The sequence below is a fragment of the Aliirhizobium cellulosilyticum genome, from assembly GCF_014198105.1.
Taxonomy (GTDB): domain Bacteria; phylum Pseudomonadota; class Alphaproteobacteria; order Rhizobiales; family Rhizobiaceae; genus Neorhizobium; species Neorhizobium cellulosilyticum.
Genome location: NZ_JACIGW010000005.1, coordinates 124,346 through 150,432 on the forward strand (window position 1 = coordinate 124,346; position 26,087 = coordinate 150,432).

Below are 26,087 nucleotides of genomic sequence, written 5' to 3' on the forward strand. Positions count from 1 at the left end.
GCAGCTTTATGCGCATCGTCATGGTTGGCTCGGGTTATGTCGGGCTTGTTTCTGGAGCTTGCTTTGCCGATTTCGGTCACAAGGTGATCTGCGTCGACAAGGCAGAAGAGAAGATCGAGGCGCTTAGGCAAGGCATCATCCCGATTTTCGAGCCGGGCCTCGATGCGCTGGTCGAAACCAACGTCAAGGCAGGTCGCCTCTCCTTCACGACCGAGCTTGCGCCGGCTGTTGCCGAAGCCGATGTCGTGTTCATCGCTGTCGGCACTCCTTCCCGCCGTGGCGACGGCCATGCCGACCTTGGTTATGTCTATGCCGCTTCGAAGGAAATCGCCGAGGCGATGAAGGGTTTTACGGTTGTCGTCACCAAATCGACCGTACCGGTCGGCACCGGCGACGAGGTCGAGCGAATCATTCGCGAAAGCAATCCGGATGCGGATTTTGCCGTGGTCTCGAACCCGGAATTTTTGCGCGAAGGCGCTGCCATCGAGGACTTCAAGCGGCCGGACCGCATTGTCGTCGGGATTTCAGACGAACGTGCCCGCCCTGTCATGAACGAGGTCTATCGGCCGCTTTATCTCAACCAGGCGCCAATTCTTTACACCAGCCGCCGCACGTCCGAACTGATCAAGTATGCAGCCAATGCCTTCCTCGCGATGAAGATCACCTTCATCAACGAGATTGCGGATCTGTGCGAGCGGGTTGGTGCGGATGTACAAGACGTCTCGCGCGGCATTGGTCTCGATGGCCGCATCGGTTCGAAATTCCTGCATGCAGGTCCCGGCTACGGCGGCTCGTGCTTCCCGAAGGACACGCTGGCGCTTGCCAAGACCGCGCAGGATTATGAAAGCCCGGTTCGCCTGATCGAGACGACGATTGCGATCAACGACAACCGCAAACGGGCCATGGGCCGCAAGGTGATTGCAGCCGCAGGCGGCGATGTGCGCGGCAAGAAGGTTGCGATCTTCGGCCTGACCTTCAAGCCGAACACAGACGACATGCGGGACAGTCCGGCGATTGCCATCGTCCAGACGCTGAAGGATGCCGGTGCGATCGTTGCCGGCTACGATCCGGAGGGCATGGACAACGCACGTCAGATGATGGAGATCGACTTTACCGCCAATCCTTACGAGGCGGCGGAAGGTGCGGATGTCGCGGTGCTCGTCACAGAATGGAACGAGTTCAGGGCGCTCGATCTCGACCGGCTGAAGACGATCATGAACACTCCGGTGTTCGTCGACCTGCGCAATGTCTATCGCGCTCATGAGGTCGAACCGCACGGGTTTGCATATCACAGCATAGGTAAGAACAGCGGTTGAAGTAGCCGTAGACAGGCCCCTGTTGCGACCGCCAGCCGCCCGGTTATTAAAACCTGCGGTATTTTCGTTGCCGATTGCTAACCATTCCGGTTCACGTCGCGCAAACTTTCAGGTGGCACATTGGGATCTCATTGAAGAGGTCCCAATGTCGTCTCGCCTTCGCAATATGATCGTGGTGTTTGCCGTATCCATCATGATGTGGGCCGGGTTGCTTCATGGCACGCTGGCGCTTTACGCCGGCTTTTCCGGATCATCGACAGATACGATGACGACGGCCAGCGTCGACAAATAATCCAACAACAGAAACGATGTCTCCACTCAGGGACATCGACTGCAGCCCGGCAGCGGCCAAGAGATAAAAAGTTCCGGGCGAGAAACCCGCCCGGAACCAAGGTCTCATCAGACGAGATCGAAACGATCGGCGTTCATCACCTTCACCCAGGCACTGACGAAGTCCCTGATGAACTTTTCCTTCGCGTCCGACTGGGCATAGACTTCCGCAATTGCCCGAAGCTGCGAGTGCGAACCGAAGATCAGGTCGATGCGGGTGCCGGTCCATTTCAGTTCGTTCGAATGGCGATCGCGTCCTTCGTAGACGCCGGTCTCGCCAGCCTTAGGTGCCCAGACAGTTCCCATGTCCAGGAGATTGACGAAGAAATCGTTCGTCAACGTTTCCGGCGTGTCGGTGAATACACCATGTTCCGGTGCCCCAGCCTTCAGCACACGGAGGCCGGCGAGCAGTACCGTCATCTGCGGGGCCGTCAGCGTCAGCAACTGCGCACGGTCGACCAGGGCTTCTTCAGCCTTGAGGAACTGTAGGCGCCTGGTGTTGACATAGTTGCGGAAGCCATCGACACGCGGCTCCAATGCAGCGAAGGACGCAACATCGGTCTGCTCCTGCGCGGCATCCGCACGACCGGGCGTGACGGGCACGACGATGCTGTGGCCTGCGGCCCTTGCGGCCTTTTCGACGCCGGCGGCACCAGCCAGCACGATCAAGTCAGCCATCGAGATCTTTTTGCCCGCCGTATTGGCGGCATTGAAGCCCTGCTGGATGCCTTCGAGCACGCCAAGCACCTTGGCGAGCTGTGCAGGTTGGTTGGCTTCCCAGTTCCTCTGCGGTTCCAGACGGATACGGGCACCATTTGCACCGCCGCGCTTGTCCGAACCGCGGAAGCTCGAGGCAGAGGCCCAGGCGGTCGAGACCAGTTCCTGGACGGAAAGACCGGTCTCCAGGACCTTTTCCTTCAGGCTGGCGATATCGGCATCATCGACCAGCGGATGCTCGATGGCCGGAATGACATCCTGCCAGATCAGGTCTTCGGCCGGGACTTCCGGGCCGAGATAGCGAACCTTCGGTCCCATGTCGCGATGGGTCAGCTTGAACCAGGCGCGGGCAAAGGCATCGGCGAACTCGGCCGGATTTTCGAGGAAACGACGCGAGATCTTTTCGTAGATCGGGTCGAAACGAAGAGCGAGGTCGGAGGTCAGCATGGTCGGGCGATGCTTCTTTGCACCGTCGAATGCATCTGGCACGGAGGCATCCGCATCCTTGGCCACCCACTGATGGGCACCGGCCGGGCTCTTGGTCAGTTCCCATTCGAAACCAAAAAGGTTTTCGAAGAAATAGTTGCTCCACTGCGTCGGCGTCTGCGACCAGGTGACTTCCAGGCCGCTGCCGATCGCATCGGTACCGACGCCACTGTTGAACTTGCTGGACCAACCGAGGCCCTGTGCTTCCAGTTCGCCGCCTTCCGGATCGATGCCGACAAAGGACGCATCCCCTGCACCGTGGGTCTTGCCGAAGGTGTGGCCGCCGGCGATCAACGCCACTGTTTCCTCGTCATTCATCGCCATGCGGGCGAAGGTATCGCGGATGTCGCGGGCAGAGGCGAGCGGATCCGGATTGCCGTTCGGGCCTTCCGGATTGACGTAGATGAGGCCCATCTGCACGGCACCGAGCGGTTCGGCAAGTTCACGTTCGCCGCTGTAGCGCTCGTCGCCCAGCCAGGTACCTTCAGGTCCCCAATAAAGCTCTTCCGGCTCCCAAACGTCGGCACGGCCACCGGCAAAACCGAAGGTCTTGAAGCCCATCGATTCCAGCGCGACATTGCCGGTGAGGATCATCAGGTCGGCCCAGGAGATCTTGTTGCCGTATTTCTGCTTGATCGGCCATAGCAGGCGACGGGCCTTGTCGAGGTTGACGTTGTCGGGCCAGCTGTTGAGAGGCGCAAAGCGCTGCTGCCCCATGCCGGCGCCACCGCGTCCATCGGTGATGCGATAGGTGCCGGCGCTGTGCCAGGCCATGCGGATGAACAGGCCGCCGTAGTGACCAAAATCGGCCGGCCACCAATCCTGGCTGTCGGTCATCAACGCGTGAAGGTCCTGCTTCAGCGCGTCGAGATCGAGCTTCTTGAACTCCTCGGCATAATCGAAGGACTTGCCCATCGGATCGGCAAGCGACGAGTGGGTGTGAAGGATCTGTACGTTCAGATGGCTGGGCCACCAGTCACGGTTCGAACGTCCACGCGGCGTGCTGCCGTGGGCGACGGGACACTTACCACTGTTTTCGCTAGACTTGGCATCCATGACGATCTCCTTCCGGTCATTGTTATATCTTGGCGAAGGACGGGATCGAGTGAGATCGCCCTCGCGCTCCATTGTGTTGCATGAGGTTAAGCTGGTGCAGATCCTCTCTTCGGCAAATCAAATAAACGGATTTACCGATAGTTTTAAGTTGGATTTAAATATAATATCGATAGGAAAAAGATATCGAAATAAAGGATTGCCGATATGCGAGAGGGATGCGTGGCGCACTTTGAACTTACTGAAATTCAATGATATAAGTATGGCGAGGAGATTTTCGTGGCAAACGTCTCAGCCGCGTCGGATCCGAACCCGCAAATTCACCCCGAGCCATGGATCCAATGGCCCCTCGTCCTTACTCCCGGATGGCCGCTTCACCACCTAGACCGGCGAAACGCTGGCCCCTGATCGTGTTGATTCTTGCGGTTATCGGCGGGGTTGCCGCAACCGTGTTGTTTGCCAACGATCAACGAAACCTCAAGACGCTTTCTCTGTTTCTCGGCATTCCCCTTCCGGTACCGGCAACAAGCGTAGCGACGGTATCAACCTCGAGTGAGGTGGCGAGGATTTCGAAACCCATCTCCCGGTGGCCTTGGCCCGGGTTCACCATCGCGCCCGGCCTTATCGAGGCCAACCCTACCCCGGCGGATATGTGCAGCAGACAGGCGGCAGGCGCGCAGGAAATACCGGCTTTTGCCGAATCGGAGCAACGCGGCTGGGAGTGTTCGATGCTGCGGGATGGTCTCGGAGCGAACCGCTCTGCCTCACTTTTCCTGCAGGCCCGTGGCCTTATTCATGAACCAGCAGATAATATCCGCGTGAAGTTCAATCTCGCCAGTGGCGAACTGGATGGCGAGCTTGCGACGCAGGCTCTCGCCTTTTTCCATCTGGCTGCCGCCATGCCGCGCGACCCGGCTCTTTCCGAAACACTGACGAAAATGCTCACGACCCAGGCGGACTTCTACTTCTACGCAGGCTATCAAGGCCTGACGTTTCGACAGGAACTCGGCAACCCTGGTCGATATAATCTGATCGGCACAGACCGGACATCGAAAATCCCGGCGGATCATCCAAGACTTTGGCCGACAAAACAAGAAACGGGCATGCCCAAACAGGCAACGAAGACGGCAAGGGTCCCGCGTCTCTTAACCCTGCCTGCAGTAAACGATTGAAGACAGCCTGATTTGCGAATATCGACAGTATGTTAACCCTCCTTTAGGGGCGGGTTCCCATTGTCTATGGGACTTACCTGTCTGTGATTGGCGGCACTAAATGCGCAAACTTATTGGCTGGATGAAGGGGCGCCCGATGGGCCAGCCTTCTCCGCCTTCCCGACGCCGGATAGATCTGGGTGACGAACCCGCAAGCTATCCGATCTACGCGATCGGCGATGTGCATGGCTGTCTGAAAGAACTCCAGGAAGCCGAAGCCCGCATCGCAGCAGACATAGCCAGAACGGGCCGTCCCGGCCTGATCGTATTGCTTGGTGACTATGTGGACCGTGGACCAAGCTCCTATCAGGTGATCGAACATCTACAGAAACCCAGTGATCTGGGCCTGCGCAGGCTTGCGCTCTGCGGCAATCACGACGACATTTTCAGCAAGTTCATCGAAGAACCCGAGCTTTATACCGACTGGCTCAGCCTTGGCGGCGAACAGACGTTAATCTCCTACGGTATCGATATCCATCACCTTACCGCCAGGAGAAAAGGGCGATTGACCGATCTTAAAGGGGTACTTGCCGAGGCCATTCCGGCAAACCACAGACAGTTCCTGGCCAACCTGCCCATTTGCCTGAAGATCGGCAATATCATTTTCGTCCATGCGGGTCTGCGGCCAAGGGTGGCAATGGAAAAACAGAGTGACGAAGACCTGATGTGGATCCGGGAACCGTTTCTGAGCCAAGGCCCGGGTCAGCCGTTGCTGATCGTTCACGGACACACGCCGCAACCGACGCCGGATATCGGCATGGGCCGCATCGGCATCGACACGGGCGCCTATTACTCAGGCAAACTGACCGTGCTCAAGATAGATGGCAGCCAAAAGGCTTTCGTCTGAGGGTGACGGCGCTTTGTCCTATCTGCCCAATCTCAGCCGATACCAGATCTCGACAAATGGTCTTGCGAGAGGACCAAACAGGGCAAGCGCTGAGATCGACGCCGTGAAATAAACGTGAGCACTGCGTCGGTCGATGCCGGAAACGAGTCTTTCCGCAATCTCTTGCGCTTGTCTCGGCTTGATACGACCCATCAGCAATTCGGCCTCCTTCGGCCGGCTTTCAAGCTCACGGGAAAGCTGAGGCGTGTCGGTATCCGGAGGGAAACAGACGCCGACCGTTATGCCCTTCGGCATTGCTTCCAGTCTGAGGGAATCCGCAAACCCCACCAGGGCTGATTTTGAGCTGCAATAGGCGGCGTAGGCAGGGATGCCGATAAAGGCAGCAGCTGAGGAAACGATCATGATGCGCCCTGCTCCGCGGCTTCTCATGCCCGCATAAACGGCCCTCACGGCGTTGACCACCCCCACAAAGTTGGTCTGCCATTGGCTCTCGAACAGGTCAGGCGCCTGCTCATGGAACCAGCCCGGCTCCACCACGCCGGCCGAGGCGACAAGAATATCGCATGGCCCATTGGCTGCCTCGCAGGCCATGATTGCAGACGACATCTCAGTGCAGACAGCTGCGTCGGCGGCCGCGAAAAAGACCTTTACCCTTCCCCCGGAAGATTTCTCTATCTCGCTACGAGCCGTTTCCAGACGATCGAGGTTGCGGGCGATCAATGAAACGGACGCACCACGCCGGGCGTATACCTTCGCAACTTCAAGTCCGATGCCGCTCGATCCCCCGGTTACGACGACATGCATGGCCGTGCCCCCGAAGTCAGCTGTTGGGCGATTGAAGCAGTGGTGAAAGCTGCATCATCTGCTCCATGTTCAGCGATGCCAGACCGAAATTACGTTCCTGCAAGGCCTTCAGCCGACGCGCAGTTGCTTCAACGGCGTGTCTAATCTGATCGTCAGTGTGGTTGCAGGTAATGAAGAAACGCAGGCGCGCCTGCCCCTCAGGTACGGCCGGATGGATGATCGGCAGTGCGTTGACGCCATCGTCCAGAAGCTCGTTAGACAACTGCACTGCCCTAAGCGAGTCGCCCACGAGAACCGGAACAACCGAAAATCCGACGCTGAGACCTGTGTCGAGGCCAGCCTTCCTGGCTTCTTGCAGAAACAGCGCGCCGTTGCGATGAAGCTCTTCAGTCCGTTCCGGCTCGCTGCGCAGAATGTCGAGACCAGCCTTTGCTGCTGCTGCCAAGACAGGTGCGAGCCCGACGCTGTAGACGAATCCTCCTGCCTCGGCCTTGAGGATATCCGCAAGTGCCTGCGAGCCGGCAATATAGCCGCCGCAGCTGGACGTCGTCTTGGACAGCGTTCCCATCCAGATATCGACTTCCTGCGGATCGACGTCGAAATGCTCGAACGTGCCCCTGCCCGTCTTGCCCAGAACTCCTAGCGCATGAGCCTCGTCCACCATCAGCCAGAAACCGTAACGACTGCGCAATTCCAACAGTCTCGGCAGGTCGGCAATATCGCCGTCCATCGAATAGACGCCCTCGACGATGACGAGGACCCGGCGGAACTCCGACGACAGCGTCTTCAGCACGGTTTCGAGATTATCGACATCGTTGTGACGGAAGAGCCGGCGCGTTGCACCCGACTGCTTGATGCCTGCAAGCGCGCTGTTGTGGATGAACTCGTCATGCACGACGAGATCCTGCGGGCCAACGATGCAGCTGATGGCTGCAACATTGGTCAGATAGCCGCTGACGAAGCAAACTGCCGCCTCGACGCCATAAACCTCGGCCAGGGTTGCCTCAAGTTCTGTGTGGACGGGACGCTCGCCGGCAACGAGGCGGCTGGCGGAAGCGGAAATGCCGTAACGATCGATCGCTTCCTTGGCTCGGCTCGTGACCTTCGGATCCGTATTCGTCCCGAGATAGTCGTAAGAGGCGAAGTTGGCAAAGTTCCTGCCAGCCATGACGGTGGTGGCACCAGCCGCCACGTCGTGGGAGCGATAGAAGGGATTGTCCACCCCGATCACTTCCCCGACCTTCCGTTGGGTCAATACCCGCTGGTATTCGGGAAGCTGATCGAATTTCAGGTTCTGGCGAAGCGGAGCCTGTGGTTGACGGTTCAGGCGCGCTTCGCGATTGCGGCCGGACACTTCACTGGTCTGCCGCATTTTTTCCAGAAAACCAAGCTTCGCGCCCCCCACGGGAGGCACTGTCGTTTCCGGCTTGTCTTTCTCTGTCACTGAGCAGCTGCTTTCTGGCTTTGGGTCGAGTGGCTCTTGACCAGACGGTCGAGCACCTCGTCCTGCGGAGCCTCCTCCTCCCCGCCACTACGTTTCGAAACCCTCTCGCGCAGGCGCGTGACAACGTCACTTACCGTCGTGTCCTCACCAACACCGCTCAAGGGAATATCAAATCCGGTCTTCTGCTGGAAGCTCATACCGAGTTCCATCGCCATCAGGCTGTCGAGGCCGACATCCTTGAGGACCTTTTCCGGCGTGATACTGTCTTCGGTAACACGAAGGATCGCGGCGATCTCCGCAGCCACGATCTTGTGCAGGATATACTGAGCCTCATCGGCGGACTTGCCGTGGATCAGCGCTTCGAGATCTATCTGATCACCATCGGCAGATGATTGCGCATTGCCAGCGGCCCGCATTGCGGTCTCGAACACGCTTGCCGTCGCGATCGGCAGCATGCGGACTGCGTTCCAGTCCACTTCGGCGATCATTACCGCCGCACCATCGATGCTCCCAGTCTCGCTCACCAGATAGTTCTCGACCTGCTCGAGCGCATCACGCGCCTTCATTGCGGTCTTGCCTATCCTCTTCGAAAGAAGCTCGTTGACCTCGGCGTTGCGAGCGAGGAAACCCGTATCGGCAATCGCACCGAAACCGACGGCCAGAGCCGGACGGCCGGCCGCGCGGCGCATGCGTGCAAGCCCTTCGAGGTAGCCGTTGGCGATAACATAGTTGGCCTGTCCGGGGTTACCGAGCATGGTCGTGGCAGACGAGAACAACAGGAAAAGCTCAAGATCATCGTCACGGGTCAGCTTGTCCAGCAGTTCAGCACCGCGAACCTTGACGTCCACGACCGGTCGATTGCGGTCATCGGTCAGGTTCGACAGCAAGGCATCGTCCAGCACCATGGCGGCGTGGATGATACCCTTGATCGGAGCTGCGGCGCGCAATTCGGACAGAAGAGCGGAGAGAGCCTGTTCATTGGTGATATCGCAGGCATGCAGCGTTGCGACGACGCCGAGGGCAGCCCACTTCTCAATCGCCTTGATCGTCGCCTCATCGGCGATACCACGGCGGGAGCAGAGCGCAATGCGGCGCGCGCCCCTGTTGACGAGCCAATCGGCTGCAACGAGGCCGAAACCACCGATGCCACCAGCAACGAGAAAGCCACCCTCGCCACTGAAGCGCAATGTCCGGTCGCTGGCAACAACCACCCGATCCTTGCCACGAACTGGCGGACGAATGACGATCTTGCCGATCTGGCCGGCATTCTGCATCAGCCGGAAGGCACTGCCGATCTCGTCGTAACCGAAGGCACGATAAGGCAGAGGCACAAGTTCGCCGCTCTGGAACAGTTCACCGATCTCGGCGAAGATCCGCTTCGTGATCTTCGGCAAATTGACCAGAAGCTGATCGGCATCGATGCCGAAATAGCTGATGTTGCGGCGGAACGGACGCAGGCCGATCTTGCGGTCGGAATAATAGTCGCGCTTGCCGAGTTCAAGGAAGCGGCCGAAGGGCTTTACCAGCTCGAGGCTTCGCTCCATCGCTTCGGAGAAGAGCGAGTTCAAGACGAGATCGACACCTTCGCCATTCGTGACCGCACGAACGCGAGATACGAAATCCAGCGAGCGGCTGTCGAAGATATGATCTGCGCCGAGCGCTTCAAGAAAGCGGCGTTTTTCGACCGTACCGGCCGTGGCGATGACCTTTGCACCTTTCAGCTTAGCGATCTGCAGCGCGGCAAGACCGACACCGCCGGCAGCACCGTGAATGAGGATCGTCTCGCCCGGTTCGATATGGCCGAGCTGGACCATGGCATAATAGGCTGTCAGGAACGCGACGGGTACAGTTGCGGCGGCGGCAAAATCGAGCCTATCCGGGAATTTCGTAACCCCATCGCGGCGGACACGAACATGGGTCGAGAAAGCGGCGGGGCCGATGCCCATTACGCGATCGCCGGGCTTCAAGTCCGCGACGGCTGAGCCGACGCGCTCGACGCGACCGGCCATTTCCATCCCGATCGTCGCTCCGGCAAAACCGTCTTCAAGCGCTTCTTCAGGCAACAGGCCCATGGACCACATGACATCTCGGAAGTTGAGACCAGCAGCCTCAACAGTGATGATGACCTCGTCCGCACCAGGTTCCTGAAGCGCGCAGCTTTGCCAGATAATGCTATCGACGCGACCGTTGGTGAGCTGGTGGATGGTCGCAGCCTCGAAATCGAACGTGGTTCCATCGCGGCCAGCGGACGGGCCGGAGGCCGCGCGGATTTCCAGGAGGCCATTTTCACCCAGAAGCCACTCGCGATTGGCGCTTGTGAGCGTGGCGATCCGATCAACAAGGGCAACCGCTTCATCGCCTTCGGCATCGATCATGTGAATGTCGACGGCATCATACTCGTTCTGCAGAACACGCGCGAATGTCCACAAACCGGCGTTAGCCGCATCACTGTTTTCTCCCGCAAGCGGAGAGCCACCCGGTGCAAGCACGATAAGCCGTGGCCTGCCCGTAGAACCATTCGCCTGCCGCGTCATACCCTCGGCAAGAGCCTTGAAGCGCGACAGTCTTGCAATCTCGAGTGCCGAAACGGCTTGCTCGATGCCGCGATCGGCAAGATAAACCATGCAAACGGGTGATTTAGAGTCTTCCGGCACCAGTTCCAGCGCACGTTCAGCCTCGGTCGCCTGAACGATAGCGGCATCGACAAAGGAAGACGCCAGCATCTGTTCGGATGCCTGTTCGGCAACAACGATCAGCCTGCCCCTATCCGCTTCCGCCAGCACAGCCTCGGTTTTGGCGCGGGATTGGGCAATGGCGAGGACCAGAGCCCCCTCGTCCAGCTGCATATCCTTCACCGACGCAGCCTCAAAGCCGAGATCAGACAGAAGTGTCTCGACCTGCGCTGCGGTGGCAAGTTGACCGACGGGGAAATCCGCAGACTGGCTTGCCGCGAACCATCCGTCCGACAACCCAAATGCGAAGTCGTTGAACGCCGAGGGAGCGCGATCGGCGAAAACGATCGCTGCTCCTTTTGCTGCAGCGGAACGAAGAGCCTGGCGAACATCTTCGTCACCGGTCAGCATAAGCTGGCTGGACAAGCCGCCAGCAACGATCAGTTCAACACTCTCAAGGCTGGCGAGAGCCCTAGGTTCCACAACGGAAACATGCACATTCCGCTCGAACGCCAGTTCCAGCATGCGACGCGCATTTTCCTTCGGTTCAGCGATCACCAGCGTTGCGCCGATGGATGCCGCGAGACCGGCAAGCCGTGTGCTGGCAGACTGGCTGGTTGTGCCGAGTTCGACGATAAAGCTGATTTTTCCGTGGTTCTCTTCACAGAAACGCTGCGTCAGATCGAAGCCGGTTTCTGCACGGCGATGACCGAGCGGAGAGTGGACGAGAACGTGATCCAATGTTGCTTCGCTGACATTGTCCGCATGTTCATCTTCAGCATCGACTGATTTTCCGGACAGGGAAAGACGTTCAAGCGCATCACGGTAGACGTCATTGACCAGGACGACCTCAGCGACACGCGAGGAGTCCTCCCGGTAGATTTCCTGGATCAGTTCTTCGATGCTCGGGAAAGAGAACTCTCTGGGCACCGTCCAGCCGTCTCCGGAGGAGACCGCGATACCCGCATCCTCCAATGTGAACAGGCAGGATGTCAGGAATGCACGGAAATCCGAGTCTCCAGGCAAAGTGGCAGACAGGAGCGTCCCATTATCACCGGCGAGCGACAAGGCAATCTCGTGGCATGCCCTATAGATGGCTGCATCGATCATCAACGATGCATTGTCCTTCGCATCCGAGGATGCAAAATCGGTCAGGGCCGGCAATTTTGTAGCTGGCGGTTCGGATATTGCAAGAAGCGCGCTCGGGACGGCGTCGAAATGGAAAGCGACGGTATCCAAAGTATGATGACGACGCAGAGACGTGCGGCGGAAACGGCAATCCGAGAGGATGGCAATCTGTTGACCGGCAGCATCGAACAAGCGGAAATTCACCTTGATCGAGAAGCTGCTGAACCGTTCGATCTCTATCCTTGCCCTGGCAATCGCTCGTCCCTTGCCCGTGACCCGGATCGAGCCGAATCGAACCGGAATATAGGGAGAGCCAGTCTCCGTGCCGGAAAGCCGGTCAAACAGTGCAACAAGACCATGGAAGGCGGCATCGACAGAGAACGGATTGAGGTTGTAGCCGATATATGGATGCGCAGGTTCTGCCGCTTCTCTGAGTTCAACGTCGACAACGTTATCGCCCAAAGCCACAGCTCTCGACAGAAGCTGGAAGCGAGGCCCATATTGCAGGCCGAAGCGTTCGGCTGTTTCATAAACCTGAACAGACGAGAGGCTATCACCGCCTTCGGCAGATGTCGCGATTTCAACCTGATGGATTTCTTCATCCACCGGCCGCCGACAACGGCCGACAGCATGAATGGTCCAGTCATCACTGCTCAACCGTTCGCGGGAGCGGATCTCGATATTACCGGTTTCCGGAGAAAGAAGCGTCGAAAGCTCCAGCATCCGATCTGGGCGTAGCTCCAATGGCCGAACGATTTCCATATTGGAAACCTCGACCTCGTCGGTGCCGAAATGGGCTTGGGCAGCGGTAACCGCAATCTCCAGGAACCCGGCTCCCGGAAGGATCGCGCGGCCATCGACCACATGCTCCGCCAGATCCGGGAAGAGCAAGGCGTCGACATGGTTCTTCCAATGCGAACCGTTCGGATCATTCCGCCAGCCGAGCAGCGTGTAGCTGTTCTTGAAATCCCGACCGAACATGTCGATCTCATCCGTGGTGGCCGGCACTTTCAGCTCGGTCGGTTCGAATGGCAACGGCGGCAGATCGATGACGGGGCTGCGTTTCCCCGAATGTCTGGATTGTGCAGGAACCGCGCCGTGGGCGATGGCGCGGGCGAACGCGCGAGCGATCGGGTCCCGACCCTCGACAAGCGTTTCGCGCTGGAGCGAACCGATTACCGTGGCGGGCTGAGCCCTGCTCTTGGCGATTTCCGAGACGTAGTTTGACAGGATCGTGCGCGGTGAAATCTCGATGAACAGATTACAGCCGAGATCGAGCGCAGCTTCTGTCGCCGAGCGGAAGAGCACCGGTTCGCGCACATTGTGCCACCAGTATTCGGCATCAAGGCCACGGCCGTCATATATTCCACCTGTAACGGTGGAAATGAATGTGCAACCGGCAGCCTGCGGCTCAATCGCCGGCAGTTCCGAAAGGAAACCTTCACGGGCGCTGTCGATGATCGGATGGTGGAACGGATAATTGATATCAAGAATATGAACGACAGTCTGAGACTTGCGAGCAGCATCCCGAAAGGCCTGAATTTCCGCGGCCGGACCAGAAATCGTAACCGAATTCGGCGCATTTATCGCCGCCACATGAATGCCGTCCAAGCCGTGATTCTTGGCGAAGGCCACAGCCGCCTCTTCGCCCATTACGGCCGCAGCCATCTTGCCTTGCCCGGCAAACAGATGCTGTGAGTGTGAACGCTTGGCGACGATCGCAACGGCTTCGGCAGCCGTCAACGCCTTGGACGCATAGGCCGCGGCAATCTCGCCGACGGAGTGACCGAACACAACATCGGGCCTGATACCGTAGGCGCTGAGGCTGTCCGAAAGCGAAGCCTGCACGGCAAACAGCAGCGGCTGCGCAATCGTCGCATCAGCCAAACGAACCCCGAGATTGTCCGCGACGATGAGGTCCGTCAGCTTTTCACCGAGGTGGTATTCGAACAAGGCGCTAAAAGACTGGAAATACTGGCGGAAATGAGGGTTTGCGCGGTAGGCTTCCACACCCATCCCGGCCCATTGCGCACCGTTTCCGGAAAACACGAAGGCTATTTTGCCAAGCAGGGACGGAGCTTCGCCACGTTCCCCATCGGAAGCATCGCCGGCAAGATGCGTCTTTATCGCATCGAGAACGCCGCGCTCACCTCGAGTATCGACTGCAAACCGATATTTCAACGCATCACGGTTCGTCGTCGTCGCGGCGATGATGCGGCGTGCTTTTTCGGGCGTGGCGGCGGAAAGACGTGCCTGGTAGTCCTTTAACAGGCTTTCGAGCGCACCTGCGCTGTGCGCGCTCGCCAAGAACAGGAGATTGTCGCCCTTGGCCGGCGAATCCGCCTGTGTTGCAGGCTCTGGATCACCGATAACGACGTGTGCATTGGTACCACCGAAACCGAAGGAGTTGATCCCCACGAGCCGCGCTTCCTTTGCCGGAAGCAGTTTGATGGCGGATGTGTTGACCCTTACGTTGAGTGCATCGAAATCGATGTCCTCATTCGCCGTTTCAATATGCAGCGTCGCAGGAAGATAATCGTTCTCCAGAGCCAGCATGGCCTTGAACAGACCAAACAAACCGGAAACCGGCTCAGTGTGACCGATATTCGACTTGATCGAGCCTATCGGAAGCGGAGCGCGGCGTTTCTGGCCGATGACATTACCGATTGCCCAGACCTCGGCGGGATCGCCAACCCGCGTTCCGGTTCCGTGACCTTCGATGAAGGCCACGCGGTTCACATCGATGCCGTGGCCCTTGTAGATGGAATTGAGCAGGTCGGCCTGTGCCTCACGCGACGGAAGACTGATGCCGTTGGTGCGGCCGGAAGAATTGACGCCGGTCGCGTGGATTCTGGCATAACTGCGATCATGCTGCTGACGCGCGATATCGCTGCGGCGAAGAACGATCGCAGCGCCGCCTTCGGCACGTACATAACCTTGACCGTTGGTGTCGTAAGCACGGCAGAGGCCTTCCGGCGACAACATTCGTGCCTGAGCGAAGCCGACGAAGGAAAGCGGATGGACGAGAAGGTTAACGCCGCCAACAATTGCGGTGTCGATATCGCCACGTTCCAGCGCACGTGCCGCCTGGTCCAACGCGACCAGCGAGGAGGAACAGGCCGTATCGATCGTCATGCTTGGGCCGTTCAAGCCAAAAACGTGAGAGATGCGGTTGGAAACAATCGAAAGCGTATTGCCCGTCATGAAATACGGGCTGCCGGAAGCGGGATCTTCCGCCGAAAGGTTACCACTGTCGAGGCTTGAGGCTCCGATATAGACCCCAACCTTCTGCTTCGAGAGCGTACTTACCGGCAGGTTGGCATCCTCAAGTGCCTTCCAAACAAGCGTCAGCAGGATGCGCTGCTGAGGATCCATCTGCATGGCCTCACGCTGCGAAAGACCAAAGACAGCGGGATCGAAATCATAGACCGCGTCGATGACACCGGCTGCAAAGGTGTAGGTCTTCCCGGGTGTCCCTTGAGTAGGATGCCAGAAACGAGCCAGTTCCCACCGATCAGCTGGGATTTGCGTGACGGTGCAACGACCGGTTCGGAGAACTTGCTGCAACTCTTCGATGGAGCTGGCACCGGGCGCAACGCAGGCTCGGCCAATTACTTCTATCGTCATCGTCACTCTTACGTTAGTCATAGCTATAATAGCTACTGCAGATTAAGCCGACACCGACTTTAACAACATACTTACCCGCGCTTGTCACCAAAAAAGCAGAACAAACCACTACTTCTAGGTGACAACACAAGATTAAGCACAATCAAAAATCCAGTGCGTATGCGGCAGACCGCACCGTCAATCACTCAAATTATTTGAGATCGAGGCACCCTGGACGGCGATCCCCACTGGCGCGCCAATAACGCGAAGGAATTTCGTCAGGTCGACGGCCGGATGTCGTGATGCGTAAATCACGTCACGGCTTTTGACAGGGAAGGTCTGGCCGACAAGCATGCTGTCCGGATGGCTCATATCGAACCTGTAGACGATCGGATAACGCCCTTCCTTATCAGCCTGCATTCCCTTATGGGTGAGTTCGTCGAAACGGCGCTTACCCAGGAGACCAACGACCACTTCCGGATCCTCGTAGCGGAAAAGGAAAAAGCCCTTTGCATTGACAGTTTCGTCATTACCGCCGCGGCCGAGTGCTACTGCTTCCAGAAGGTTCAGATCGTTCGCACCGAAATCAATGCGAGAATTGCTTTTGACGGCACCGAGGAGCGTAAAGGTTCGAGGATCCTTGGTAACGAAAATCTGGTCACCGGGCTGAACGTAGATGTTCTCTGACGGATTCTCTACAATCGACTTCAGAAGCGCCGTGCCGGTTCGCTTGCCGCGTACGAGCGTCACGTAGGATTCGTATGGCTGTGATGTCGGGCCGCCCGCCTTGGCGATTACGTCGGTGATCTGCTCACCGCTCAGATTAAGCGAGATCTGCGCCGAACGATTTACCGCGCCGGCGACTGTTACCGAGCGGGATGGTGTGTCTCCCATAGCAATGATGACGTCGGGTTCGACAGCCTTGCTCTTCAGAGATGACAGAATTTGCTGGCGCGCCTCTTCAAGAGTGCGGCCGGCAAATCGCACGGTACCCACATATGGTATCGCGGCTGTGCCATCGGGCTGCACAACGATTTCAATTGGAGTCTGCTTTTGCTCACTGGTCGAGAACAGTCCGTCGGCACCGGCTTCGAAGATGGTGACCTTCAACTGGTCACCGATTCCGATGACAGCCCTGCCCGGACCTCCTCCGATACCGAATCGGCGCTTCAACGCCGTCGAAACATAATCCGAAACCAGTCTTGCAGTGTGATTGTCGACATCAACGATATCGAACACCGCTGCGTTAACGCGCCCGATGTCGGCCGGAGAACGGCCGGCATCCTCGTTGATCGCGGAGGCAAGAGGACCTTCACCAGGCACCGCCTGACATCCGGCCAAGGCGGCACAAATCACGATCGCAGTCACTCGAACCAAATCTCGATACTCCAGGTCAGGATCGTACGCGGCACAGAACTGCTTCCGCCCAATCCAGAATTTGACGTCCTTGAAAGCACACCGGACGACGAACGACAAGCTGCATGGCTCGGGCTTCCCGGAAAATAAAATCCGGTGCGGTTTTAAAGCCATAGTCACCAGCGAACTGATATTCAAAAGCGAAACTAAAAAAGTTGACTTAAATGCTTACTAATTAATGTGGTTAACGGCGCTTCCGAATTTGCGTGACTGATGTGAGGATGGCGCTTCCCGTTCACCATTGTCGCGAATCATACTTGGACACGAACCTGTCCAATATGCCAAAGCTTGTCGGCATATCGACTTGAAACGGAGCTATTTCCTTGGCGGACAAGGCGGAACTCTTAACGCCTCTGATGCGCCTTCGAAGACGGCATCGAGCAGCAAAGGCATTCGGCGCCTTGCTGGCCGTCGGCCTTGCGCTGCTGTTTGGTATCGTTCTTTCCGTCAATGACGGACGCAACTACCAACGGCTGGTGACATGGCTTGGAATGGACAAATACCTCGCGCGGCCTTTTGCCGCTTCGCCGCCGCCTGCTTTGCGCGCGCGCCGCACGACGCTGCTCATCGATGCGCCGCCGCGACTCATCCGGCCCGTTGCCGGCCTGCGCGACCGGCTGCGTATACTCCCGCATCGGACAGCCCACGAGCGATGCGAGCGTCTGGGTGAGGATGGCTTGGCCTCCAGTTTCCAGGCAGCCGGAGGTGATTGGGAATGCCTGTTTTCGACGCAACGCGGCACAACGCCGGAGCCTTCGGTGCTATTCATCCAGGTCAAGGGAGCATCGTCCAGCACATTCCGCACGTTTCGTCTCAAGCTCAGCCTACTCGACCCAGGAAAGGACGATGAAATGTTCAAGCTGGTGGCCCGATCAATCGATCGTTTCGGGCTCGAAATGGCGCCCGAAAACCTGCATTACCTCTATGACCGGATCAGAACGGGTCTCAGCTTTTCGTCGCGATTCGACGGCTACCGTGTCAGCTACGAGCGTGAGAGGGACGATGATCGACGTTTCAACCTTTTGATCACGCAGTTGCCCGAGACCTCGACATGTGGCCAATCGGCAGTATCGTCGAATGGTGCGTCGATGCACTCTTCGATCGTGCGCTTTCCGATCGAATGCCTGCCTTTGCAGCAACGGACCTTGTCACGCCCGATCCAGCCTAACTAGATCAACATCATCGCCCAGTTCACGCCGCGCGGTATCCATCAAACTCGTCTGGTGGGTGAATAGGATCGACTGGAACGCTCCACTCGATTCTGCCAGCGTCCGAAGGCCAGCTGCCGTACGTTCATCATCGAATGTCTGGAAGATATCATCCAGCACGAGCGGCGCCGGTTCATTGCGAGCGCAATAGTCCTGGAGGAATGCAAGCCGAAGCGCCAGATACAGTTGATCGCCAGTTCCCTCACTCAATCCGGAAAGCGGCACCTGCTCGCCGGTCTTGCGCTCGACAGCCAGTTGCAGCTCATCGTTATCATCATAGACCTGAATGAGGCGAGCGAATCGGCCGCCGGTCAAATCGGAGAATACCTCTCCGGCGCGGTTCATAACCGGATCGGCCTGCTGCTGGCGATAGGTTTCCATCGAATGGGAAAGCAGCGACCCTGCGAGCTTCAGCACCACCCAGCGACGGGCGAGCTCCTTGGCTTCCTGCTCGGCTGCCAGTTTTTCGAAGACGGCGCGTTCGGCGCCGGTGCCCTTTTCCAGCTCCTGCCTGCGCCGCAGATTATCCGCCTCGCCAGCGCGCAGATCGGCCAAGCGATTGACCTGTCTGCTATCCTCGGCCTCCAGCCGCTCGATTTCGACAACGGCGGATATCCTGTCGAAGTCGACGAGTGCTACCCTCACCGCCTCTTCATCGAGGCCATCTGCCTGCTCGATGAAGCGATTGCGGCAAAGTTCTTCGCTGGCAAGCAGTCTCCTTCGCTCCACGAGGTCCGCCAGGACGGCGGCGAGTTGATCCGGCGGAACGGCAGCGGCACCTGCCAAGTTCTGCCGTTGGGCATCCAGCCCGACTGCCTCGGTGATGTAACGGGCATGGGCAAGCTCGTTGCGCTCCAGAGCAGTCGTCAGCGTCTTGCGCTGGTTATCGGCAGCGCGCGCCTTCGTCACACGGTCATTCAGCATGCCAGCCGCAACATCTGCCGGGATGGAGCAGAGATCCGGCGCAAGCGAGCCCGACAGGGTGGCTACCTCTCCCTCGAAGGCTTCCATGTCGCGGGCCATGCCGCGCACACGCCGATTGCGGTTCTGTCTCTCGGAAAGAAGGTCCGGCAGCGTGCGCCAGATATCCAACGCAGCATTGGCCATATCGATCGTCGCATCTTCGGCAAGCCCGGCTGATGCGGCAGCGGCAGCGAAACCGGATCGCCAGAGATCGACCTTTTTGCGCAGATCCGTCTCGTCGGCTTCCAGTCGTGCCAGCGTCTGGCTTGCCGTATCGCGCATCCGCTCGATGGTGCGTCCCTCGCTCCACTGACGGCTGATTTCCTCCAGGCGAGTCGAAATTTCCCGTGCAAGGCTACGCGGTGGCAGGACACCGGAGGATGCGCCCGTAGCGTCAGCCAAAGCGTCCAATGCCGGCCGCAACGCCTCTTCCCGTGAACGCAGGATCTCGTAGTCGTCTTCCGCGGCATTCAAGTTAGCGGATAGCGCCAGCAATCCATCGACCATGCGGCGCCATTCGATCATGCGCTCGGGCGCTCCGGGCGTCACCGGGACGGCGTGGAAGAGATCTTCGAACTCGGTCACCGCATCGGAGGCGGCAATAGCAGCCTCTTTGGCCGCGCGTTCGGCCGCGGCAATCGCATCGGCGACTTTACGCTGTTGAAGTGTCAGTTGTGCATGACGCGAGACGCGTTCGGCATCGGAAAGCGCCATATCGGCTAGCCGATCCGCGTCCTGCACGGAAGACTTTGCTGCCTGTAAAGCCACGTCTGAAGGGTTGGAGGCCAGAGCCTCGATGAGGCCATCGCGTTCCTGTCGTGCAAGCTCGATCGTGTCGCGCGAAACGATCCTGCCCTCGCCTTCGAGAAGCGCAAGCTGGGCCTGAAGCTCATCCGCGTCATTCTTCAGACTTAAGAGCTTTTGCAATGCCTGCGTATGTTCCTGTCGTGCAGACTCGATCAGGCGGCGGTGATGAGCAAGTGTCTCAATGTCCGGCAGTGGTACGGAGAGAAGAAGGGCAAAATCGCGAACCGGCGGATCGAGGCGTGCCGACGCCGCATCGAGATCGCTCCTGGCGCGGGCAGCGCGGATCTTTAGCGTTTCGAGATTGGCCAGTTCCTCGATCTCGGGGCGCAGGGCCGCAAGCTGGTCACTCAGAGGCTTGGGATCGACAATGCGGGCAACCGGCGCATCGGCTTCGAGCTTGCGCAGCGCATCGGCTTCCTCGTCGATACGCTTGCGAAGCTGCCGCATCTCGCGGTCGAGTTCACCGCCCTCCTCCACCAGTTGGCGAAGGCGGACCAGATCGGCATCGGCCGGCTGCATGCGCTCAAGATCGGAGAATTCCTTGAAGCCGAGACGGCGCGAAGCCTGCAGCAGTTTCTGGTCAAAATCGTCCACTTCGGCACGAACCCGCGCGATGTCCTCCCTCGCCTTGAGATAGACGCCGCTGCGGCCATAGGCTGCCAGAATGTCCGGTGCAGCGACGAGTAGCGCGTCATCCACCTTGATGGCGTCGATCTCTTCACGAAGCCTTGTCAGCTCGTTTTCGGAGGCAACAAGCGCGTCGGCATTTTCCTGCCCGGCTTTAAGCGTCGTCGCTAGCTTTTCCTCGAAACCATCCGGCAGGCTGGCCAGCTCCTCGTGCTGCGCCAGAAGCGCACGTTCGCGGTCCAGTTCGCGTAATAGAGGTTCAAGCGCGATTTGCCGGCGCAGACGGTCGAGCGCGCGCCTGGTCTCTTCGCGCCCGTGCTGGAGCGTGTGGATCTCGGAGCCGAGTTCCGCCTCCTCCTTAAGCAGCGCCTTCCAGTCGCCGGCCTTCAGCTCGTTGTCGCGCTCCGCCTTGCGGGCTGCATCATGGGCATCGAGAGCCTGATAAAAGCTGCGGTCCTTCGACCGGCGCTGAGAATAGATGGCGTCCGCATCCGCATCCAGCGACTTGCGCAGGCTGGACAGGCCGGTCAGGCCCGAAGCGGCGGAGAACAGCAGGCTGCCGATCTCGCCACCGCTTTTAAGCATGGTCTCGCCACCGGCGCGCAGCGAATCCGAATTGAGGCCGAAGGCGCGTTCGAACACATCGCGGGAAAGATTTCCGAGATAGGGTGCGAGCGCATCGTCAGCGAGGTTCTCTTCCGCATCGGAATGTCCGAGCAGCGTGTTCTTGCGCCCCTTGCGGCGGCGGAAGGAGAGCTCCTGCCCGTCGCGTGCAGTCAGCTGCGCTCCGATGCGCAAGGAACCGACATCATGCAAGAAACCGTAAGTCGAGCGTTCGGGAAAACCGAAGAGCAGATCGGAGATGGCCGAGAGCGCGGAGGATTTGCCCGCTTCGTTCGGTCCGTAGACGATATGCAGCTTGGCGCCGGGGCGGAAGACGAGCTGGCGGTCAGTGAGCGCGCCATAGCGCAGGATGTCGAGACGATCGAAACGCATGGTCAGCCGGCCTCCGCGGCGCGGGAAACGAGAAGGTCACGCGCCTCGGCAAGAAGCACATCGATATCATCGCCAAGCGGCAGATCCCCTGCCCCGCTGCCACCCGGCAGTCTGGCGGCGATTTCGGCTATGCGGGCAGACGCCTCCTCCAGAAGTTCCGGCGGGAAGCCTTCCATGGTCAGAAGGCCATCGAGGCCAAGCGTGCCGGTGTTGCGCTCGGATGTTCGGTCATCGGGCTCAAGACGCAGGTCGAGCTTTTCGAGCCAGATATCGGCATGGCCGCGATGGCAGGCGGCCTGCACTTCATCGCGAAAATCCTCGGCCTTCGACAGGAGCTGCTTTCGAACACGGCTCTTGCCGGTGATGCGGACACGCAGCGCCAGCGGCCGGCCTTCCATGGCATCGGCGATAGGCTCGATTGCATCCTCGATACGGCGCAGCAGGGCTGCAGCCGTGTCGTCGCTTTCCACTGCGATCGTCAGTTCGGCAAAGCGGGCGCTGTCGGTGATCAGGCGCTCATAGGCAATGCGGCCATCCTCGACCGTCACGAGCACGGCGCCCTTGGCTCCGGTCTCGCGGATCGAGCGGCCCTGCAGGTTGCCCGGAAAGACCACGAGCGGGTCTTCCGCGACGATTTCGAAATCATGGACATGGCCGAGCGCCCAGTAGTCGTAACCGCGCGAGCGCAGGTCTTCCACGGAACATGGCGCATAGGGCGCGTGCGGCTCACGGCCGGTCAGCGACGTGTGCAGCACGCCGATATTGAACCATCCGGCCTCGGGCCTTGGATAGGCGAGCGCAAGATTTTCATTCGCCGAGCGTTCGGCGAAGCCTTGTCCGTGCAGCGCGACCTTCAAATGCTCCAGCCGGAAGGTGCCGGGCTTGCCGGTCGGGAACTCGCTAACATTCTTCGGCAGCGTGATGGTTCTGGTGATCACACTCTCGGCGTCGTGATTGCCCTTGAGCAGAAAGACCGGGATGCCGGCGCGTTCCAGCCGCGCCACTTCGCGGTTGAAGAACAGGCCGATCTTGTTGTCCTTCCAGTCGCCGTCATAAACGTCGCCGGCGACGATAAAGAAATCAACCTTGCGCTCCACCGCTTCATCGACAAGCGCCGAAAAGGCCTTGCGGCTTGCCTCGACAAAAAGCTCGGCGAGATCGGCATCCTTGAGGGCCAGTCCCTGAAAAGGGCTGCCGAGATGCAGGTCTGCGGCATGGATGAAGCGGAAGGAACTCATCGAATCGTCTCATGCGAACACATCAGGAACGCCAGACTTAAGGTAGCAGGCCCCAAGAAAAAAGGCCGGGTGCGCAAACACCCGGCCTTTTCCTGTTGAAGATGGAGATCCGTCAGTTGGTGACCTTGAGGGTGACCGGCAGGAACAGGGTCTCGCCGGATGAGTCGTCAACGCCGTCATTGTCGGTGACCATGAAGGCCTTGCCGGACTTGTCGAAGGCAAAGCCTTCCAGCTTGTCGAGAACGTAGCCGTTGGTGGCGTTCTTCAGGTCCGGAAGGAAGTCATGGACCTCTTCCTTGGCAACGAGCTGCAGTTCACCGCCGATCTTGGCAGGCTTCATGTCCTTGAGCGAAACGCGGTAGAGCTTCTTCAGCTTGGCGGCGTCGCCGATCAAGTTGTCGCGTTCGACGATATAGAGATGGTCGCCATTGGCGGTGATTTCCGAGAGACCGACCCAGCCCTTTTCAGCCTTTTCGAGCGGATAACGGACGGCTGCCCATTCCTTCGACTTCGGCTTGTAGGAAAGAAGCTTCACCTGGCCCTTGGGATCATCCTTCCATTCGCGCTGGATTGCCATCCAGAGCGTCAGGTCGTCACCGGAACCGGTCGTGGTGACGCCTTCGAGACCGTAACGGCTTTCGCCGGCCAGAAGTTCGGCAGGCAGGCCGATCTCGGCCTTGATCTCGCCCTTGGCATTGACGTTGTAGATACCGTGACCGACCAGCTTGTCGCTATCGCCTTCCGATGCCAGCCAGAAGCCGCCCTTGCCATCGAGTGCGATGCCTTCGATATCGAGCTTCTGCGCCGGCTGGCCGTTGCGGGTGATGCGGACGACATTGGTGATCTCGGCCGGCTTGCTTGTCGTGTCGATGGTGAAGATCGACGGCTGTATGGCATAAACGGAATCGTTCACCGCATAGAGGATGCCGTCCTTCTCGGCGTCACCAACGAGACCCGACAGCGCGCCCCAACCGATCAGCTTCCCATCGACATCCTTGGAAACGATGGTCGGATAGGCCTTCTTGCCTTCGGCAAGCTCATAGATCATCACATGCGAGCGGGGACCTCCGTCTTCGCCGAGATCGGCTTCATTTGCGGATGCAAGCAGGTTGCGGCCCGGAATGGCGACAGCGCCTTCAGGCGATACGCCCGACGGCAGAAGCTGCACGAGCTCCGGCTCGCCACCGGTATCCTTGTAGACCGCAATCATCGAACCGCGCTCCGAGAGCACGAAGAAATACTGCTGGCCATTGAAGATCGCGGCTTCCATGCCTTCCGGCTCGATGCCCTTGTTCTTGGCGCGCTTTTCCGGGAAATGACCGTGGCGGGCAATCTCGTGCTCGAGCGTCATGCCCGCATCGTAGAGAACCTTCCCGGTACGGTCGAAGATGGTGAAGCCGCGCGAACCGCCCTTGTAATCGCCTTCATTGGCGATGACGAGGCGATCAGTGCCGAGCCACTTGACGGCGTCAGGCTCGCGCGGAACAGCGGTCAGCTTGCCCGAAAAATTCAGCGAACCATCGGTCTTGGCATCGACGCCTTCGAGATCAACCGTACCGGCGGAGAAGTGGCTGGTGACCTTGGCTGTCTTGCTGTCGATGATGATGACGTGGTTGTTTTCCTGCAACGTCAGGGCGATCTCGCCATTGGCGTTGATGTTGACGAATTCCGGCTCCGGATCTTCCGGGGCGACTGTTGCAAGTCCGGTCACGCCAACGCGCTTGATGCTGTCGCAGGCAGGAACGCCGTTTTTCAGCGAGACGATCAGAAGTTCGCCTGCCGGAAGTTGCGGCAGTGCACCGTCGTTCAGGTCTTCGTCACGCTGGTTTTCGATGGCGATGGCGGCAAATGTGCCATCAGGCGCCACGACGACAGAATCCGGCTGACCGCCGAGATCACAGGTCGTTTCAAGTTTTTTCGAAGCGATATCGATGATGCCCAGTTGGCCGGCAGGCTTCGTCAAGTCTTCGGTCTTGTCGATGGTGATGAGTGCCTTCGGACCGGCTGCAGCAACCGAGTTCGGTTCGCCATCGATGGCGATGGATCCACCTGCCTTCGGGGCCTTGGCGTCAGTGATGTCGATGAAGCCGATCGTGCCTCCCGGCGCGTCGGAATAGATCAGCGTGTTGCCATCCGCAGTCGCGGTGATGATTTCCGACGATGTCGCCTTGTCCTCGCCCTTGGGCAGGTTCTGGGCAACCGGGAAAGAGGCGATACGGTTAAAGACCTGCTCCGCACTAGCGGGAGCAGCAACCGAGGCAAAAAGGATTGCCGTCAAGGCGGCGCGTGTCGAGAATGTCATGAAAAGCCCTCCGTGAAACCACAGGTGGGCTTTTGGGCCAGATGCGTGACACGATAATGACAGCTTCATCATCATGAGTTGCGTTATCGACTGATTGAGCCAACCGCACTCAACGCATGAAAAAAGGCCGGGCAAGGCCGGCCTTCGATATCGTGTAACCGGCAATGAGGCAGATCACTTTTTCTTGGCGTTGTAAGCCTTGATGGCTTCCGAAACTTCACCTTCAGCATGGGCAGCGTTGTCAAAGCCATTCAGTTCGACAGACTTGCGGCCCGCCGGGAGCTGCTTGTAGACGCGGAAGAAAGCCTGGAGGCGTTCCTGCTCGATCTGCGGCAGATCGGTGATTTCCTTGATGTTATCGTAGGTCGGGTCGATCTTGCTGGTCGGTACGGCAACAATCTTGTCATCGACCTCGCCGCCATCGATCATCTTCAGAACACCGATCGGGCGAACCTTGATGATGGCGCCCGGAACGACTGGCTCGCGGGTGTAGACGATGGCGTCGAGCGGATCGTTGTCGCCACCGAGCGAAGAGGTGATCGAGCCGTAGTTGCCCGGATAAACGACCGGCATGGACTGGTAGCGGTCAACCACGACATGGCCGGTCTTGGCGTCGATCTCGTATTTGGTGAAGCTGCCCTGCGGGATCTCGATGGCGACGGCGAATTCCTTGCCGTCATCGGTTTTCTGCGGATAGTCGAGATAGGAAACGTATTCGGCAGAAGCTACGCCCGCGGTAACGAGAAACGCGGCGGCAGTCAGAAGCAATTTCATGGCAGGCCCTTTTCATGATGAGACGTCCCACCTAAGCGAGCTCTGTGACAACGCCGTGACAGATTCCCGTCTACAAAGTTTACCTCTCATACTGAAAAGGCCCGGCATAAACCGGGCCTCGTCCATCGCGAGCATTCCTTAA

At 58.8% G+C, this 26,087-nt stretch carries 14 protein-coding genes; 5 read left to right on the forward strand and 9 right to left on the reverse strand.

Going from position 1 to position 26,087, the window contains the following annotated elements:
* Window positions 1–8 precede the first annotated feature (8 nt).
* Both GGE33_RS19900 and GGE33_RS19905 read left to right on the forward strand, forming a co-directional pair.
* Window positions 9–1,316 (forward strand): UDP-glucose dehydrogenase family protein, encoded by a 1,308-nt coding sequence (locus GGE33_RS19900; RefSeq protein ID WP_183827003.1) that lies wholly within the window; start codon window positions 9–11, stop codon window positions 1,314–1,316.
* A 145-nt stretch (window positions 1,317–1,461) separates the two neighbouring features.
* Window positions 1,462–1,608: a hypothetical protein gene (locus GGE33_RS19905; protein WP_183827006.1), complete on the forward strand. Its 147-nt coding sequence runs from the start codon at window positions 1,462–1,464 to the stop codon at window positions 1,606–1,608.
* Window positions 1,609–1,715: 107 nt separating this feature from the next.
* On the opposite strand, the gene katG is transcribed toward GGE33_RS19905, so the two are convergent.
* Window positions 1,716–3,905, reverse strand: coding sequence for a catalase/peroxidase HPI (gene katG, locus GGE33_RS19910; protein WP_183827009.1), 2,190 nt, complete (start codon window positions 3,903–3,905; stop codon window positions 1,716–1,718).
* 329 nt (window positions 3,906–4,234) lie between these two features.
* Here katG and GGE33_RS19915 point away from each other — a divergent pair, with 329 nt between their 5' ends.
* The gene (locus tag GGE33_RS19915) at window positions 4,235–5,074 is read left to right on the forward strand and encodes a DUF6030 family protein (protein WP_183827012.1); all 840 of its coding nucleotides are present in this window, start codon (window positions 4,235–4,237) and stop codon (window positions 5,072–5,074) included.
* 100 nt (window positions 5,075–5,174) lie between these two features.
* Complete coding sequence (locus tag GGE33_RS19920) at window positions 5,175–5,960, forward strand: metallophosphoesterase family protein (RefSeq protein WP_183827015.1); 786 nt, start codon at window positions 5,175–5,177, stop codon at window positions 5,958–5,960.
* 18 nt (window positions 5,961–5,978) lie between these two features.
* On the opposite strand, the gene GGE33_RS19925 is transcribed toward GGE33_RS19920, so the two are convergent.
* The 4 genes from GGE33_RS19925 to GGE33_RS19940 all read right to left on the reverse strand — a co-directional run bounded on the left by GGE33_RS19925 (window position 5,979) and on the right by GGE33_RS19940 (window position 16,991).
* Window positions 5,979–6,764, reverse strand: coding sequence for an SDR family NAD(P)-dependent oxidoreductase (locus tag GGE33_RS19925; RefSeq protein ID WP_183827018.1), 786 nt, complete (start codon window positions 6,762–6,764; stop codon window positions 5,979–5,981).
* A 16-nt stretch (window positions 6,765–6,780) separates the two neighbouring features.
* Window positions 6,781–8,136: an aminotransferase class I/II-fold pyridoxal phosphate-dependent enzyme gene (locus GGE33_RS19930; RefSeq protein WP_183827496.1), complete on the reverse strand. Its 1,356-nt coding sequence runs from the start codon at window positions 8,134–8,136 to the stop codon at window positions 6,781–6,783.
* A gap of 68 nt (window positions 8,137–8,204) precedes the next feature.
* A complete protein-coding gene (locus tag GGE33_RS19935; RefSeq protein WP_183827021.1) occupies window positions 8,205–15,635 on the reverse strand; it encodes a type I polyketide synthase in 7,431 nt (2,476 codons plus the stop codon).
* A 177-nt stretch (window positions 15,636–15,812) separates the two neighbouring features.
* On the reverse strand, window positions 15,813–16,991 hold the full coding sequence (locus GGE33_RS19940) for a polysaccharide biosynthesis/export family protein (protein WP_183827499.1): 1,179 nt from the start codon (window positions 16,989–16,991) through the stop codon (window positions 15,813–15,815).
* Window positions 16,992–17,353: 362 nt separating this feature from the next.
* Between GGE33_RS19940 and GGE33_RS19945 the strand changes: the two genes are divergently transcribed.
* A complete protein-coding gene (locus GGE33_RS19945) occupies window positions 17,354–18,202 on the forward strand; it encodes a DUF6030 family protein (RefSeq protein ID WP_183827024.1) in 849 nt (282 codons plus the stop codon).
* Here the strand turns inward: GGE33_RS19945 and GGE33_RS19950 are convergent.
* The 4 genes from GGE33_RS19950 to GGE33_RS19965 form a co-directional block, all read right to left on the reverse strand.
* Entirely contained in the window at window positions 18,179–21,631 is a 3,453-nt protein-coding gene (locus tag GGE33_RS19950) for an ATP-binding protein (protein WP_183827027.1), read from the reverse strand. The two genes, GGE33_RS19945 and GGE33_RS19950, sit on opposite strands and share 24 nt — an antisense overlap.
* A 2-nt stretch (window positions 21,632–21,633) precedes the next feature.
* Window positions 21,634–22,869 (reverse strand): metallophosphoesterase family protein, encoded by a 1,236-nt coding sequence (locus tag GGE33_RS19955; RefSeq protein ID WP_183827031.1) that lies wholly within the window; start codon window positions 22,867–22,869, stop codon window positions 21,634–21,636.
* 112 nt (window positions 22,870–22,981) lie between these two features.
* Window positions 22,982–25,171, reverse strand: coding sequence for an esterase-like activity of phytase family protein (locus GGE33_RS19960; RefSeq protein WP_183827034.1), 2,190 nt, complete (start codon window positions 25,169–25,171; stop codon window positions 22,982–22,984).
* 174 nt (window positions 25,172–25,345) lie between these two features.
* A complete protein-coding gene (locus GGE33_RS19965) occupies window positions 25,346–25,945 on the reverse strand; it encodes an inorganic diphosphatase (RefSeq protein ID WP_183827037.1) in 600 nt (199 codons plus the stop codon).
* Between the last annotated feature and the right edge of the window lie 142 nt (window positions 25,946–26,087).

Bases quoted from the DNA above. Each gene is read 5' to 3' on its own strand.
- GGE33_RS19905 (WP_183827006.1), top strand. From the start codon at position 1,462: ATGTCGTCTCGCCTTCGCAATATGATCGTGGTGTTTGCCGTATCCATC.
- GGE33_RS19950 (WP_183827027.1), bottom strand. From the start codon at position 21,631: ATGCGTTTCGATCGTCTCGACATCCTGCGCTATGGCGCGCTCACTGAC.
- GGE33_RS19955 (WP_183827031.1), bottom strand. From the start codon at position 22,869: ATGAGTTCCTTCCGCTTCATCCATGCCGCAGACCTGCATCTCGGCAGC.
- GGE33_RS19960 (WP_183827034.1), bottom strand. From the start codon at position 25,171: ATGACATTCTCGACACGCGCCGCCTTGACGGCAATCCTTTTTGCCTCG.
- GGE33_RS19915 (WP_183827012.1), top strand. From the start codon at position 4,235: ATGGATCCAATGGCCCCTCGTCCTTACTCCCGGATGGCCGCTTCACCA.
- katG (WP_183827009.1), bottom strand. From the start codon at position 3,905: ATGGATGCCAAGTCTAGCGAAAACAGTGGTAAGTGTCCCGTCGCCCAC.
- GGE33_RS19965 (WP_183827037.1), bottom strand. From the start codon at position 25,945: ATGAAATTGCTTCTGACTGCCGCCGCGTTTCTCGTTACCGCGGGCGTA.
- GGE33_RS19930 (WP_183827496.1), bottom strand. From the start codon at position 8,136: ATGCGGCAGACCAGTGAAGTGTCCGGCCGCAATCGCGAAGCGCGCCTG.
- GGE33_RS19920 (WP_183827015.1), top strand. From the start codon at position 5,175: ATGCGCAAACTTATTGGCTGGATGAAGGGGCGCCCGATGGGCCAGCCT.
- GGE33_RS19925 (WP_183827018.1), bottom strand. From the start codon at position 6,764: ATGCATGTCGTCGTAACCGGGGGATCGAGCGGCATCGGACTTGAAGTT.
- GGE33_RS19935 (WP_183827021.1), bottom strand. From the start codon at position 15,635: ATGACGATAGAAGTAATTGGCCGAGCCTGCGTTGCGCCCGGTGCCAGC.
- GGE33_RS19900 (WP_183827003.1), top strand. From the start codon at position 9: ATGCGCATCGTCATGGTTGGCTCGGGTTATGTCGGGCTTGTTTCTGGA.